The sequence below is a fragment of the Microcoleus sp. S13C4 genome (genome assembly GCF_036700865.1).
Lineage (GTDB): Bacteria > Cyanobacteriota > Cyanobacteriia > Cyanobacteriales > Microcoleaceae > Microcoleus.
Genome location: NZ_JAUBPS010000007.1, coordinates 1 through 13,253, shown reverse-complemented (window position 1 = coordinate 13,253; position 13,253 = coordinate 1). Strand labels below are relative to the sequence as shown.

16 protein-coding genes are annotated in these 13,253 nt (G+C 45.6%); 9 read left to right on the top strand and 7 right to left on the bottom strand.

Annotation, left to right across the window (positions count from 1 at the left end):
* Positions 1-96: 96 nt before the first annotated feature.
* The 4 genes from QT996_RS05105 to QT996_RS05090 all read left to right on the top strand — a co-directional run bounded on the left by QT996_RS05105 (position 97) and on the right by QT996_RS05090 (position 2,782).
* Complete coding sequence (locus QT996_RS05105; protein WP_333044997.1) at positions 97-300, top strand: hypothetical protein; 204 nt, start codon at positions 97-99, stop codon at positions 298-300.
* A gap of 4 nt (positions 301-304) precedes the next feature.
* Positions 305-841 carry a GNAT family N-acetyltransferase gene (locus tag QT996_RS05100; RefSeq protein WP_333044996.1) on the top strand — a complete coding sequence of 179 codons (537 nt, stop codon included), beginning with the start codon at positions 305-307 and terminating at the stop codon, positions 839-841.
* Positions 842-1,083: 242 nt separating this feature from the next.
* Positions 1,084-1,830 carry a HEAT repeat domain-containing protein gene (locus QT996_RS05095; RefSeq protein WP_333044994.1) on the top strand — a complete coding sequence of 249 codons (747 nt, stop codon included), beginning with the start codon at positions 1,084-1,086 and terminating at the stop codon, positions 1,828-1,830.
* Between the two features lie 37 nt (positions 1,831-1,867).
* Entirely contained in the window at positions 1,868-2,782 is a 915-nt protein-coding gene (locus tag QT996_RS05090; protein ID WP_333044992.1) for an Rpn family recombination-promoting nuclease/putative transposase, read from the top strand.
* A 111-nt stretch (positions 2,783-2,893) separates the two neighbouring features.
* Here QT996_RS05090 and QT996_RS05085 read toward each other — a convergent pair whose 3' ends face one another.
* From QT996_RS05085 to QT996_RS05060, 6 genes are all read right to left on the bottom strand, one after another.
* Entirely contained in the window at positions 2,894-3,667 is a 774-nt protein-coding gene (locus QT996_RS05085) for a class II aldolase/adducin family protein (protein WP_333044991.1), read from the bottom strand.
* Positions 3,668-3,730: 63 nt separating this feature from the next.
* Positions 3,731-4,489, bottom strand: a complete 759-nt coding sequence (locus QT996_RS05080; protein ID WP_333044990.1) for a hypothetical protein — start codon at positions 4,487-4,489, stop codon at positions 3,731-3,733.
* Between the two features lie 61 nt (positions 4,490-4,550).
* Positions 4,551-5,798 carry an NAD(P)/FAD-dependent oxidoreductase gene (locus QT996_RS05075; protein ID WP_333045134.1) on the bottom strand — a complete coding sequence of 416 codons (1,248 nt, stop codon included), beginning with the start codon at positions 5,796-5,798 and terminating at the stop codon, positions 4,551-4,553.
* A 24-nt stretch (positions 5,799-5,822) separates the two neighbouring features.
* Positions 5,823-5,981 (bottom strand): rubredoxin, encoded by a 159-nt coding sequence (gene rd / locus QT996_RS05070; RefSeq protein ID WP_333044989.1) that lies wholly within the window; start codon positions 5,979-5,981, stop codon positions 5,823-5,825.
* Between the two features lie 276 nt (positions 5,982-6,257).
* The gene (locus QT996_RS05065; protein ID WP_333044987.1) at positions 6,258-7,025 is read right to left on the bottom strand and encodes a ChaB family protein; all 768 of its coding nucleotides are present in this window, start codon (positions 7,023-7,025) and stop codon (positions 6,258-6,260) included.
* Between the two features lie 366 nt (positions 7,026-7,391).
* Positions 7,392-7,541 carry a DUF433 domain-containing protein gene (locus QT996_RS05060; RefSeq protein WP_333044985.1) on the bottom strand — a complete coding sequence of 50 codons (150 nt, stop codon included), beginning with the start codon at positions 7,539-7,541 and terminating at the stop codon, positions 7,392-7,394.
* 79 nt (positions 7,542-7,620) lie between these two features.
* Between QT996_RS05060 and QT996_RS05055 the strand changes: the two genes are divergently transcribed.
* The 4 genes from QT996_RS05055 to QT996_RS05040 all read left to right on the top strand — a co-directional run bounded on the left by QT996_RS05055 (position 7,621) and on the right by QT996_RS05040 (position 11,799).
* Complete coding sequence (locus QT996_RS05055; protein ID WP_333044984.1) at positions 7,621-8,310, top strand: polysaccharide deacetylase family protein; 690 nt, start codon at positions 7,621-7,623, stop codon at positions 8,308-8,310.
* Between the two features lie 4 nt (positions 8,311-8,314).
* On the top strand, positions 8,315-9,301 hold the full coding sequence (locus tag QT996_RS05050) for a hypothetical protein (protein ID WP_333044982.1): 987 nt from the start codon (positions 8,315-8,317) through the stop codon (positions 9,299-9,301).
* A 166-nt stretch (positions 9,302-9,467) separates the two neighbouring features.
* Complete coding sequence (locus QT996_RS05045; protein WP_333044979.1) at positions 9,468-10,949, top strand: S-layer homology domain-containing protein; 1,482 nt, start codon at positions 9,468-9,470, stop codon at positions 10,947-10,949.
* A gap of 175 nt (positions 10,950-11,124) precedes the next feature.
* Positions 11,125-11,799 (top strand): acetoacetate decarboxylase family protein, encoded by a 675-nt coding sequence (locus QT996_RS05040; protein ID WP_333044977.1) that lies wholly within the window; start codon positions 11,125-11,127, stop codon positions 11,797-11,799.
* A 224-nt stretch (positions 11,800-12,023) separates the two neighbouring features.
* Here the strand turns inward: QT996_RS05040 and QT996_RS05035 are convergent, their stop codons facing one another.
* On the bottom strand, positions 12,024-12,503 hold the full coding sequence (locus QT996_RS05035) for an orange carotenoid protein N-terminal domain-containing protein (RefSeq protein WP_333044976.1): 480 nt from the start codon (positions 12,501-12,503) through the stop codon (positions 12,024-12,026).
* Between the two features lie 287 nt (positions 12,504-12,790).
* On the opposite strand from QT996_RS05035, the gene QT996_RS05030 reads away from it, so the two are divergent.
* Positions 12,791-13,207, top strand: coding sequence for a Uma2 family endonuclease (locus QT996_RS05030; protein ID WP_333044974.1), 417 nt, complete (start codon positions 12,791-12,793; stop codon positions 13,205-13,207).
* Positions 13,208-13,253: the final 46 nt, after the last annotated feature.

Here is a 13,253-nt window from a genome sequence, read left to right as displayed (position 1 = left end):
CTCAAGCTTGAGCTAAGTGTCCAATCAACCATTATAGCTGACAAGCTTTTATGGTACACTTGATAATATCAACTCAACAATCAAGTTTTTGCGGTTATGGCAATCATTCGTCAATACATTGCTCCATTAATAGCGATATTAGTATTTTTCCTGGCTCTGGTAGCAGTCAGCGCTCGCATCTTTTTGCCGGCTGACATGGCTGCCCCGGCACCGATTGAGGAAGCGATCCCCCAAAAGCAAGCGGCAGTAGTGAATCCAATTTTCTTGGGGCTAAATTATGCCGCTCTCCGTGTCCGCTGAGCTGATGTCTGCTCAACTAATACCGGGTTACTGGCTGCGCTCAGGATCGGGAGTCGATCGAGCAAAACTGGTAAAGTTTATGCACCGGACATACCAAGAGCTTTACCCCGATCGGGAATTGGGACATTTGGCTCAAACGGTCGAGCAGTATTTTTCTAACCAGACGCCGGTTTGGTGGGTAGAGTGCCAGAAAAACAGCCCGGAAGAGGCAGAAATTTTGCCGGTGCTTCCCTCGCAGTATCTCAATCCCCAATCTCAAGTCCAAAATCTGACATCGGTTGTGGGATGTTTGTGGTTGGGAAATGCGATCGACCAAACCACCGGAGAACGGTATGCTCACATTTTTTTGCTGTACGTAGCACCGGAACATCGCCGTCTGGGGATCGGTGCAGCTTTAGTTATTCATGCTGAAAATTGGGCGCGGGAAAGGGGCGATCGGCAAATTGGTTTGCAAGTATTTCTGAGCAATCAGCCGGCGGTGAATCTCTATCAAAAATTAGGCTATCAAAGTCATTCCGTCTCGATGCTCAAGTCTCTTTAAAAAATAAAAGGTAATGTTTGTAGTAAGGACGAAAAGTTTTGATACAGAAAGAAGCTGAAAACTTCGTGACTTTATGGGGACTTAAGTCTTGACTACGAACTTTATGGAGGAGTGAAGTCCTCACTATGAACCACATGAGGAATTCACTCCTCGTTCGGAATACTTTTATTGGTATTATCCTAGTTGCTGTTGACCGTTGTCTGAGTTGCTCAGGAGCATCCTCAGTACGGTAAAGTTTTTTTATGAACAATAACGACTACTCCAACGCCCTTGATACTGACACGGAACTGGAAAGCCCTTTGGATCAATTTGACGAATCCCAACCCCCGCTGCCAGATCCCGAGGAAATGCTGCCTTTGCTGGAATCCCCGGAACCTCAGCACCGGATGATTGCGGCGCGGGCTTTTTGTGAACTGCAGGACGATCGAGCAATTTCGCATTTAATTAATTTATTGAGAGACGGTTGCCCCTTGGTGCGGGTAAGCGCGGCTTATGCGTTGGGGCGAAATCCGAGTCCCGATGCTGTGGAACCGCTGATTCTTCAGCTTAACTCCGACTGGAACGGTTACGTTCGCAAAGGGGTAGTTTGGGCCCTGGGAAATTGCAGCGACCACCGCGCTTTGCCATCTTTAATTGATGCTCTGAAAACAGATATTTCGGCGGTGCGTTTGTGGGCGGCGAGTTCTCTGGGTCAAATGGCAAAAGTTGGTTACTATGTGGTGATTGCTGCGATTCCGCCGTTGATTCAAACGCTGCGGGGAGATTCTGTATCTGCTGTGCGGAGCAACTGCGCTTGGGCGATCGGGCAACTGGCCCGCGAATTGCCGAATAATATAGTCTACGGTGGGGCGATCGATGGTTTGATTGAAGCTTTAGAAGAAGATGAAGATATGGGCGTGCGGGAAGATGCTAAATCTTCGCTATTGCGAGTCGGCGACCCGCGCGGATTGCAGATAATTGAAGACTTAGAAATGGAAGGACTTTTGTGATTTAAACGCCCCCATTACTAATTACCCATTACTAATTATGCCTTTCATCAGTGCTAAAACAGATTTTGGTTTCAAAAAAATTTTTGGTTCGCCCCAGAGCAAAGACATTTTGATTAGCTTCCTTAATGCTATGCTCTATGACGCACAGCCAACCATTGAAGACTTAGAAATTATTGACCCTTACGCCGCGCCGAGCGTTACTGGATTAAAAGACACTTACCTGGATGTTAAAGCCAAAATTACAGGCAACAAAACTGTGATTATCGAAATGCAGGTAATAAATGTAGAAGCTTTTACTAAACGGGTAGTGTACAATGCCGCCAAAACCTACGCAACTCAACTCAGACCCAGGGAAGGATACTCTAAATTAAATCCTTTGATTGCTTTAACAATTACCGATTTTATTCTATTTAAAAATACCGAAAAGTTTCTCACCCATTTTGTCTTTAAAGAACTAGAAGAAAACTTCGAGTATTATAACAGAGAAATCGAATTAGTGTTTGTCGAACTTCCCAAGTTTAACAAAGAACTGGAACAAATCGAAAACCTAATTCAAAGCTGGATTTATTTTATCAAAAATGCTCCCCTCTTCGATGAAATTCCCGAAAAATTTGCATCAATGCCCGAAATTCAAACAGCTTTTTCCATCGCCAGCAGAACTAATTTAACCCTTAAGGAATTAGAGGAACTGGAAAAGCGGGAAATGTTTTTGGAAGACCAGCGCGGTGCTATTATTAAGGGGATGCAAGAAGGTCGCCAAGAAGGCATTATTGAGGGGCAAACAGCATTAATCTTGCGTCAAGTCGCGCGGCGCACTGGCGAAATCTCACCAGAAACTAAAACTCGCATTCGGCAGTTATCTCTCGAACAATTAGAGGATTTAGGAGAGATTTTGTTAGATTTTACCAGTCCAGAGGATTTGATAGCTTGGTTGGAATCGGCTTCAGCATGAATTTATAACTTTTGCACTCCTGATACTAAATCAGGCTTTAATACCCCCTTCATTCTTTACTCGCCGCAGGCGGCTTTTGTTTGTCTAGTAGCGGTTTCAACCGCCTACTTCCTAATCTAATAGGTCGGGTTCCCGGCGCACAATCATGTCATAAAGCGGTTGAAAGCTAAACCATCCCATACGGTGCGACCCTACTTGTTGCTGTGTTAAACGCGCACATTCTGGCTTGATGAGAATGGGTTTTCCCGCTGCTTCTGCCATTAACTGTGCTTGACAAGAACGTTCCATTGCAATAAACCACCAAGCTGCTTCATCTACTGTTTGACCTACTGTTAACAGTCCGTGATTTTGTAAAATAATAGCTTTTTTCTCACCTAAAGTTTTGGCGATGCGTTTAGCTTCTTCGATTTCCAAAACAACTCCGGTGTAATCGTCAAATAAAGCTTGGTCTTCATAAAAAGAACAAGCATCTTGCGTCAGCGGGTCAAGCAGGCGGCCCAAACTCGACCAACTTTTGCCGTAGGGAGAATGAGCGTGGGCTGCTGCAATTACGTCGGGGCGGACGCTGTGCACTTGGGAATGAATGGCAAATGCTGCTTCGTTTACGGGTTTATTTCCTTCAACTACTTCGCCTTTGTGGTTGACTAAAATTAGGTCGCTGACTCGAATTAAACCAAAGTGCATTCCAAAAGAATTAACCCAGAAATGGTCGAGGTGTTCGGGGTCGCGGACGGTGATATGTCCGGCCACTCCTTCGCTGAATCCGAAGCGGGCAAATAATCGGAATGCGGCCGCTAAACGCTGTTTCCGGTGGCGGCGTTCTTCTTCAATTGAGTTGAAGGTTGGGGGTTGAATGGTGACTTTGGGGATTTTTATTGCAACCATAGATTTGGGAATTGGGAATTGGGCATGGGGCATGGGGCATGGGGCATTGTTGACTGTTGACTGTTAACTGTTAACTAATGACTGCTGACTACTGACTTTTTCGCTGAGGCGCAAACCTGCGATGTTTTTGCAGTCAAAGGTGGCGTTGTTGCCCGGGCGACGTTCTATTAATTCTAGAATTTGTCCGGCGGGGTTTTGCACAAACCACTGGGTTAATGAGCCCGAGTTTAGAGGATGCTCTGGTAGCGGTTTAAAGTTTTTATTTTGCCATATTTTAGCAGCATTCTGGGCGTTTTCAACTCGAATCGCGACGTGGTGAACTGCTTCTAATCCTCTTTCTTGCTGGAAGCGGTCTGTTTGGTCGCCGTCCGCGTGGGGCGCATCTAATACTACTAACCCACCGGCTGGCATTAATAAGGTCATTAAATGCAGCCACAAGTCGGAGGGAACGTTAATGTTTCCCGAACAAAAGTTGATGGGGAATAAGTCTGGGCCTTCGACTGTTTTAGCACCGAAAGGGCGAAAAGATGCGGCGTAGTTTTCGAGTTCGGTGCGGCTGGGAAATGTGATGACAAAGTGGTCGATTGAAACTGCTTCGCCGTACAGGTTTGTCTCAAAAATCCAGTTGGTTAAAAATTCAGGATTTGTAAATTTTGGGTTAAGTTCCACCAAGCCATTTTTTTCTATCAAAGGTGAGTCAAGATGGCTGTCAGTGTGGTTCGGGAATTTTAGGGTTTTCAGCTTAACGTTTTTCATGTGTTTGACCCCGATGTGGAAGGAGGCAAAACTGCAAATTTCATCTACAGGCTCAACAGCATTCACATTTTGTGCCTCTTAATTCAAAAATAACACAAAATTTAATAAGGGCCACTCTAGATCAAGTTCATTGGCCGATCGCGTTCCCGGCCAACCACGCTGTAGTCCAGGCACTTTGGAAGTTGAAACCGCCCGTCACGCCGTCGATATCCAAGATTTCGCCCGCAAAGAAAAGTCCGGGACAGCGGCGGCTTTCCATTGTCTTAAAATTGACTTCTTTGAGGTTGACACCGCCGCAGGTGACGAACTCTTCTTTAAATGCGCCTTTTCCGGCAATCTGATATTCGCCTTGAACGAGTTCTTGCAGGAGGCGATCGAGGGTTTTGTTAGATAAGTCGGCCCAGCGTTTTTGCTCATCAATGCCGATCGAACTTGTCAAACGTTCCCAGAGGCGGCGCGGCACCGGAAACGGACAGCTAGAGACAATCAATCGGTGCGACAACTGCGACTTAACCGCTAGCAGTTGCTGCCGCAAAACTTCCGCATTGTACTGGGGAAGCCAATTAACCAGCACAGATGTTTTATAATGGCGATCGTGCAAAAATCTCGCACCCCAAGCCGACAGTTTGAGTACAGCAGGCCCGCTTAAACCCCAGTGAGTAATTAGCAAAGGCCCGCTTTGTTCTAATTTAGCTCCCGGCAATTTCACCTTAGCATTAGGAACAGAAATTCCGGCTAAATCTGTGATTCTGCTGTCTGAAATATTAAAAGTAAATAGAGAAGGAACGGGCAGTTCTACAGTATTACCTAACTCTTTTGCCCACTTATAACCCGATGGATTGCTGCCTGTAGCGAGAAGAATGCGATCGCACTTAAAACTCTCCCCCGACTTCAACTCTATTTCAAACCTAGGGGCCGTGTCCCCCTGTTCGACCTCTGCCGTATTTCCTGTTAATTTCTTTACAGAAACTACTGCATCGCCCGTGCGAATTTTTACGCCTGCATCCTCAGCAGCGCGGATCAAACAGTTAACAATAGTCCCCGAATCGTCTGTGGTCGGAAACATTCGCCCGTCTTCTTCGGTTTTCAACTTCACACCGTGACCAGCAAACCATTCTACAGTATCGCGGGGTTGAAATCGAGTAAAAGCACCGCGCAGAGCTTTCCCTCCTCTGGGGTAATTCTGCACTAAAATACCGGGATCAAAACAAGCGTGAGTAACGTTGCAGCGCCCGCCGCCCGATATGCGAACTTTTGCCAGGAGTTGCCGGCCAGCTTCTAGTAAAGTGACGCGGGCCTGGGGGTAGGTTTTGGCACAGGTAATTGCACTAAAAAAACCAGCAGCACCGCCACCGATAACTGTAATTTTGAGGATTCGATCGGACAAATTATTTCTCGCTTATTCTGGTTCAAAATCGGATTTGGCAGCCCCGCAAGTGGGACAAACCCAATTGTCGGGGATATCTTCAAAGGCAGTACCGGGATCTATGCCTCCGTCGGGGTCGCCTACTTCGGGATCGTAGACATAATTGCAAACTGTACAAACGTATTTTTGCATTTGCTTAACTCAATTTTATATTGTAAGCCTATAGATTGTACTTGACAACGCAACCTAATGCAATACCACTTTCAAAAAGTAAGGCGACTTTCGGCAATTCCCAAATTAATTATTAAAAATTAAGTGGTTGACAATCAATTAGAAAATCTAAAGTATATTTAATATAATTAAGTTGTGCACAATTAGAAAATCTAAAATCTAAAATCGTCAAAGCCTCCAGAACCACAGTTCTAGAGGCTTGATTGTATTTTTTATTAGTTTACTGCGATTGGAAGACTAGACTTTCGCTAAAGGCTTAGTCCAAACGCCGCTTTCATCTTCTTCGTACTGCTGATGAATGGCGGCCCAAGCAGTGTGTTCCGCTTGTATCGAGTCGTTGGTTTCGTCAAATGCGGCGTTGTAGGATTCCATAAAGGTTTTTTGAGCTTCTGCCGACAGGTGCGATCGCACTTCTGGAGATAAATCTGCCGGACTATTGCAGCGACCTTTGACGGCGCGCGGCAGCGTCATTTCGCTAACTGAAACTTCTTCGCCACCTGCACTTTCTAGCAAGAGTTGAAATTCGCCCGATTTATCTGCGGGAACTTCTGCCATCACGAGAAATTCGCCTGCTTCAACGCGGGTTTGATAGATAGTTGCTTTCTCTTCGGGCATTCCCAAAGCGACCAAAGCGGAAACTAAACCCGCACCGGCCGAACCTGCGATCGCGCCGCTAGCTGCACCCAACAGTACCGCACCCAGCGGGCCCGCCGATACTACTGCACCGACAAAGGGAATAAACAGCACGCCGACGCCAGTTAGCAAACCCAAAAAAGAACCGAATAAGGAACCAAAAATCGCCCCGCTTCGGAGACCGCCTAATATCACATCTTTTTTAGTAATAAAGCCGGCAATTTTAGTTTTAGATTGAAAGTTTTTTCCCATTACTGAGATGTGGTCGCGGGAAACTCCGCGATCGAGCAACCGCCGAATTACGCCGTCTAATTGTTCTTCTTCCTTAAATACGGCTGAAACTGTGCGTTCGGCTAAATATTCCTCGGTCATTGTTCCTCCTTGATCGTTTTTCGATTAGTTATGCTGGTTTTTAGTATAGGAAGACAGTGTAGGGCAATCGCATCGACCGTGAGATAGAGGTCGATGCGATCGGATATAGTTTGAAGCTCTATCAAAAGACTTAAGGCAGTTTTTAATGGCGATGGCTCATCTATTATAGACAGCTATTTAGATACAATTTAACCTTTTAAATTTTGCTATTTTATTCTATATTAACGGCTTAAATTTATGGTATTTTTCGATTTAAAGCGCTTTCGATCAGTGTTTTTTTGCTGCTATATCTGCGTCTATTTTGTCTGTGTTCGCCTAATAGCAGGCTAGTACATCATAAATTTGCGATCGAGTCAAATGCGGTTTTTAATCAATGATTTTTTCTGGAGGCAGCCCAGCATTAAAATCAATAGCAATATTTTCTACGGTAATTCGGGTTTTGGCGATGCGGGGCCGGCCGTCGGCAGTTCCTGGCGTGCTGACAATTAGCGTTACAATATCAACGGCAGTTGTCATATTTACCTCGATTGGGTTAACTTTATTCTATTGTAACGCAGCTTCATTTCTACCCGATCGCATTTATCAAGGTTAATCAATGCCATTAGCACCCCTGTTTCCTGTCGTTCATCCCATTCTCAAATCTGCTTTTCCCAGATGTCTGTGGACTGGAGATATCAACAGCCGAGAAATTGCCCTCACATTTGACGACGGACCCCACCGTCAGCACACACCTCAACTGTTAAAAATTTTAGATAAATACGACATCAAAGCTAGTTTTTTCTGGCTAGGTTTTTGCGTTGACAGGCATCCAGAAACGGCTAAACAAGTGTACGATCGTGGACACTGGATCGGCCTCCACGGCTATCAGCATATATCGTTTCCAAAACTCAAAACCCACGAACTCAAACAAAGTTTAGAAGATACCCAAAAAGCAATTGCCAAAGCTTGCGATTTAGACCCAAAATTAATCCGGGACGTGCGCCCGCCCAACGGCATTTTTACGCCACGAACATTAGAGTTATTGCAACAGTGGGAATATCGCCCCGTAATGTGGAGCGTCGTCCCCGAAGATTGGGTGCGACCGGGGGTTATGAAAGTTATTGGTCGAATCGTGCAGCAAACTGAAAACGGATCTATTATTGTACTGCACGACGGCTATTGCGGCGGCGAAGATGTTGCAGCTTCGGCGGACAAAATAATTCCCTTGCTTTTGTATAAAGGTTACAAATTCGTGACAGTCGATCGCCTGTGGGAACAGACCAACATTCAAATAACAGGAAATTAAGTTAATGAAAAAAAGACAGTTTATTGCATCTCTTTGTTTGGTAAGTGCCGGATGGGCGATCGAGCTTTCTCCTGCTTCCCTCAGTGCGGAAACTCCACTTGTCGTGCAGCAGCCAGCCCCTGGCGTATCCGCGCCTGTCCGCAACTCCAAAACCCCGCAAGTGGAACTGCTAAATCCGGGAGTGGAACCCCGACAGCAACTGCGTTTGAAACCAGCTATTAATGTCAAAGAAACCACTGTGATGACCGTAAAAATGGATATGGACATATCCGCATCTGGTCGGTCTTCGGCTGCGGCTAAAATTCCAGTATCGGTGATGACTTTCGAGACCAAAGTCACTAAAATCCATCCCAACGGCGATATTTACTACGAGTTTGCTTACACTAATGCAGATATCGTCGGTGATACTGGAAATGCCCAGCCCGCCGCACTAAATGCCATGCGTTCTGCACTCAAAAACATGGTGGGAGTGAAAGGCTCTTTCATCATGGACAATCGCGGTTTTCATAAAGGAGGTGACATTATTTTGCCCGAAGGAGCTGACAACAACGTCAAACAAATGGTTCGACAAATGTCTAAATCTATAGAGCAACTTGCCTCGCCTCTGCCTGCCGAAGCCGTCGGAAAAGGAGCCAAATGGCGCGTTTCTTCTTTCTCTAATTTCAGTGGCATTAATGTGAATGACATTGCTACGTATGAATTGGCTAGCTGGCAAAATGGAGTTGCGTCTCTGAATGTAAGTATAGAGCAGCAAGCAAACCCCCAAAATATTACCTCTCCCCAACTGCCTCCGGGAGCTACCTTAACCCTAAAATCTTTTGCTTCTCAGGGTCGGGGAGCAGCCACAATGCGCTTGGATAGATTAATTCCTTTTCGCTCTACTGTGTCTATTAGTTCAAATAGCGAAATGAGTGCTAAAAATGCTGGCAGTTCTCAAGAATCAACAATCAAAACAAAAATGGCGATGGAGATGACTTTAGAGTCGAAGTAAGCTTTATTATAGGAACTCTAAAAATTAGGGACACGGCACTGCCGTGTCCTTGGTCGTCGATAAATTTTTAATAAATGGTATTAAATCTGGTTAATGTAGCTGATATTATATAAACCAAGTTTCCGAAAGTTTCGATCGCCAATTTGCAAGTAGAGGAGTCTGTTCTATGGTTCGATCGCACAAAAGTCAAGCTGTAATTGCTTTCGTCGTAGCTTTGGGCATAATCATCGGGAATTTAGTGTTTCCGGGCCTGAATGTAGCGCCGGCATTTGCTGAAGCAAAATTTAAGGATGTTAACGACCATTGGGCGCAAGCTTGCATTGAGGACTTAGCAGAGAAAAAAATCATCAGTGGCTACTACGAAGACGGCACTTTTCGCCCGAATCGCCCCGTCAGCCGCGCTGAGTTTGCGGCGATGGTTCGCATGGCTTTTCCCGATGCCAAAACCGTCCGCGCTCCGATGGATTTTGCAGATATTCCTACAAATTACTGGGGTTTTAAAGCAATTCGAGAAGCTTATCAGACGGGTTTTATGTCTGGATACAGTGGCAGTATCTTTAACCCCACTTTGAATATTACCCGCTGGCAGGCTTTGGTAGCTTTAAGCAGCGGCTTGAAATATACACCTACGGGGCCGGCGGCTGAGATTTTGGATGCGACTTTTGAGGATGCGCCGCAAATTCCCGAACTGGCAAGAAATGCGATCGCGGCCGCCACAGAAAAACGACTCGTGGTTAATTATCCGGCGGTCAAACAGCTAGAACCTACTCGGAATGCTACTCGCGCTGAAGTAGCGACTTTTTTCTGTCAGGCGATCGCCAAACCCGGCCAAACTGCCTTAGTTCCTGCGGAATATATCGCCCAAGTTCCGCCGAACATCGGCCCGCCGAGAACAACAGAAATCTCGGAAGCGGGGAAAGTTCGGGCGGAAGTTTCTTTTGTAAAAGAAGCAGAAAATGCTAAAAATCTCCGCATCAGAATTATCCGCGACGGTAAAACTTTATTAGAAGAACCAGTGCTGATTCCGACTCGTTCTCTAGTAGATAATCCCGACACAAGAGCCAGCGAAGAAATATCAGAAGGACGTTTTTTATCGCTGCGAATCCGTGATTTGGACGGGGACAAGGAACCGGAAGTGCTGGCAGATTTAGTGTCAATCAAAAGCGGCGTCCGCTGCTGCAATTATTCGTTTATTTACCGATACGAATCGGGAACCAACAAATACAGTCACATCAAGCATTTTTGGGGCAATGTGAGTTACGAGATAGTGGATTTTGGCAAAAATGATATCCCCGAGTTTAAGAGCCAGGACGGCAGATTTTCCGAGGCTTTTACAAATTACGCTGATTCTCGCTTTCCGCTGCAAATTTGGCAGTACCGCCAAGGTCAAATGCAAGATGTTAGCAAACAGTATCCGGTGGAAGTATACACGAATTCTGCTGAGCTTTGGCTGGAATCTAACAAGCGTTTGAGTGAAAATGGGGAGGTGAAAGGGGTTTTAGCGGCCTTCATGGCGAGCAAGTATGTCATGGGCCAAGAGGCGGAAGGTTGGCAGTTGTTGGAGAGAGTTTATCAAGGGCGCGATCGCACTCAATTCTTTGGGAAGTTGCGGGAGTTTTTGGTAAGTACGGGTTATGCGAGTAAGTAGATTTGGAGGTTTTTAACCGCAGATGAACGCGGATTAACGCGGATAGTGTCTGTAGGGCGGGTTTTACGAAAATATCTAATTCCCACTCACAATATTACTAAACCCGCCCCCAAACAACTTTTTTAGGCTTTAAGCTAAAATTAAGTATAAAAGCTCAAGCTTAAAATCACTTAAAATGGTATATCCACCTGCACCTTGGAATCTGCAAGGTTATGCTGTTCAGACTTTACAATTGGTAGATGTGGCACGAGTGCGCCCCTTGGTTCCCTCTGAGTTAGAAATTGTCTCTTTATTGCCCGGAAAAACCCTAGGTGGCATTTATATATCGTCCTACGGGTTGGGTTCGGTGATGCAATACAATGAGTTAATTGTAGTTAGCGCGATCGCCAATTATGCAGGAAAATGGGGCGCTTGGATTTCCCATATTTACGTAGACAACCCTAACTCGGTAGCGGGCGGGCGCGAAATTTGGGGACTTCCTAAAGAATTAGCTACATTTAGTTGGGAAGGCAGCGATTCGGTAAAGGCAGCACCGCTAGGCTACCGCGTCACAGTTAGCCACGGAAACGGTCAACTGTGCAGTCTCAATTACAGCAAGCAAACTTTAGCCTTACCGCTGCCTTTTAGCGGAAATGTTTTCAGCGCTGACCGCAGCAATTTGCTGTTGTTTAAAGGAGGATTACAGTCTCGCATCGGTTTGATTAAAGGCGAATTAGAAGTGGCCGAAGAAAGTCCTTTTGCCAGTTTAAACTTAGGCCACCCCTTGCTAACTTTTGGCTGCGAAGATATGCGTTTAATAGTCGGTGCGCCGGAAGTTGTGGGAAACAAATCCCTTGAATTCAGTTATTAGCTGTAAAGTACGGGTATTCGCCGTAAACCTAAAAAAACAGAACAGCCAGAAACCCGGCTTCTTCAAGAAACCGGGTTTCTGGCACGGCGTATTAGTTTGAGTTGCTTACTAATCTTTTTGAGGACTTACGTATCAAACGGCTAAAAACCCGTTTTCTTCTTAGATGCCTCGTTGCTGCACCCAATATTCTCCTAGAAACCGGGTTTTTTTTCGTAAGTCCTATTTTAAATGCCAGCCCCCGGAGCGGCTTCAGCACCCATTTCTAAAACTGTACCGCGAAGGAAATCAATTTGTTGCTGAAAGTCCATCGCCTGAACCTTTCCTAATAAAGCTTTTCCTGCTTCTGGAAGTTGATAGTCGGGAGGCACAGGAATAATAGTTCCTTCGTCCATTCCTACTGCTAGAAAATACCAAAAAGCCAGCTTGGTTTCAGGACTCATCGAGCCGTACATCCGGCTGAGTTCTGTATTGGCTTTTGAGGCAATGTCGCGCATTACTTGTAGTTGTGCTTCGTGGGGCAACGGCTTGACTTGCTCAAACAAACCCTGAGCGATTTCCGAACCCGAAGCACCGGGAGCCGCTGGCGTTATTGACTTGCCGATTTCGGTGTAAATAAACCACAGCACACCTAATTGGTCGTCTACACTCAAGCTCTGGATATCTGCTTTTCCTTGGTCGTAAGCACCGGCAGTAGTAAATGTCATTCAAGCCTCCAAAATAATATGTATTGCTCAGTTTTCTTATTGTTTAGAAAACTTTTGTTTGCTACTTAAGTTAAAGTACCTAATAAATAGTGAGGCTAGAATCTTGCTTAAGACAGAGATGATCCCGCACATAAGTTCGGGGAGTAAATTCACCAAAATTGGGAAAATTTGCAACCAAAGGATGAGGAAATTTTGACAAGATTGTTGTTACCCGTGCTCATGATTAGCATTGTTTAGCCGAGCGACGATCGCCTATAATCGCACCAGACCTGTATTGAGGTGCTGTTATGTCGATCGCAACTGCAAAACGCTTCACCATAGCGGAATATCACCGCCTGACAGAACTGGGGTTCTTTAGTGAGGACGATCGAGTTGAATTAATCAAGGGAGAACTTGTCAACATCGCTGCTAAAGGTACTGCTCACTCTGTTTGCGAGACACGCTTGGAACGCGAGTTATTTAAGCTGCTGGGAGAAAGAGCGACCCTGCGGGGGCAACAACCGATTATTCTGCCTAAGGACAGCGAACCAGAACCCGATCGCGCGATCGTGCAAAATCGCCCTGATGACTATTTATCCTGTCACCCCACTGCTGCGGATATATTGTTACTGATTGAGATTGCGGATTCTTCTTTGAATTACGACAAACAAGTCAAGTTGCCCCTTTATACTATACCTCTTGCGAAAGTCTCAGGCGATCTCTAATTTAGTCTTTAAAGAAAGTTCATAATTATAAATGCCAGCGATCAAA

Coding starts and splice junctions, on each gene's coding strand:
- QT996_RS05105 (WP_333044997.1), top strand. CDS start 97: ATGGCAATCATTCGTCAATACATTGCTCCATTAATAGCGATATTAGTA.
- QT996_RS05100 (WP_333044996.1), top strand. CDS start 305: ATGTCTGCTCAACTAATACCGGGTTACTGGCTGCGCTCAGGATCGGGA.
- QT996_RS05095 (WP_333044994.1), top strand. CDS start 1,084: ATGAACAATAACGACTACTCCAACGCCCTTGATACTGACACGGAACTG.
- QT996_RS05090 (WP_333044992.1), top strand. CDS start 1,868: ATGCCTTTCATCAGTGCTAAAACAGATTTTGGTTTCAAAAAAATTTTT.
- QT996_RS05085 (WP_333044991.1), bottom strand. CDS start 3,667: ATGGTTGCAATAAAAATCCCCAAAGTCACCATTCAACCCCCAACCTTC.
- rd (WP_333044989.1), bottom strand. CDS start 5,981: ATGCAAAAATACGTTTGTACAGTTTGCAATTATGTCTACGATCCCGAA.
- QT996_RS05065 (WP_333044987.1), bottom strand. CDS start 7,025: ATGACCGAGGAATATTTAGCCGAACGCACAGTTTCAGCCGTATTTAAG.
- QT996_RS05060 (WP_333044985.1), bottom strand. CDS start 7,541: ATGACAACTGCCGTTGATATTGTAACGCTAATTGTCAGCACGCCAGGA.
- QT996_RS05055 (WP_333044984.1), top strand. CDS start 7,621: ATGCCATTAGCACCCCTGTTTCCTGTCGTTCATCCCATTCTCAAATCT.
- QT996_RS05050 (WP_333044982.1), top strand. CDS start 8,315: ATGAAAAAAAGACAGTTTATTGCATCTCTTTGTTTGGTAAGTGCCGGA.
- QT996_RS05045 (WP_333044979.1), top strand. CDS start 9,468: ATGGTTCGATCGCACAAAAGTCAAGCTGTAATTGCTTTCGTCGTAGCT.
- QT996_RS05040 (WP_333044977.1), top strand. CDS start 11,125: ATGGTATATCCACCTGCACCTTGGAATCTGCAAGGTTATGCTGTTCAG.
- QT996_RS05035 (WP_333044976.1), bottom strand. CDS start 12,503: ATGACATTTACTACTGCCGGTGCTTACGACCAAGGAAAAGCAGATATC.
- QT996_RS05030 (WP_333044974.1), top strand. CDS start 12,791: ATGTCGATCGCAACTGCAAAACGCTTCACCATAGCGGAATATCACCGC.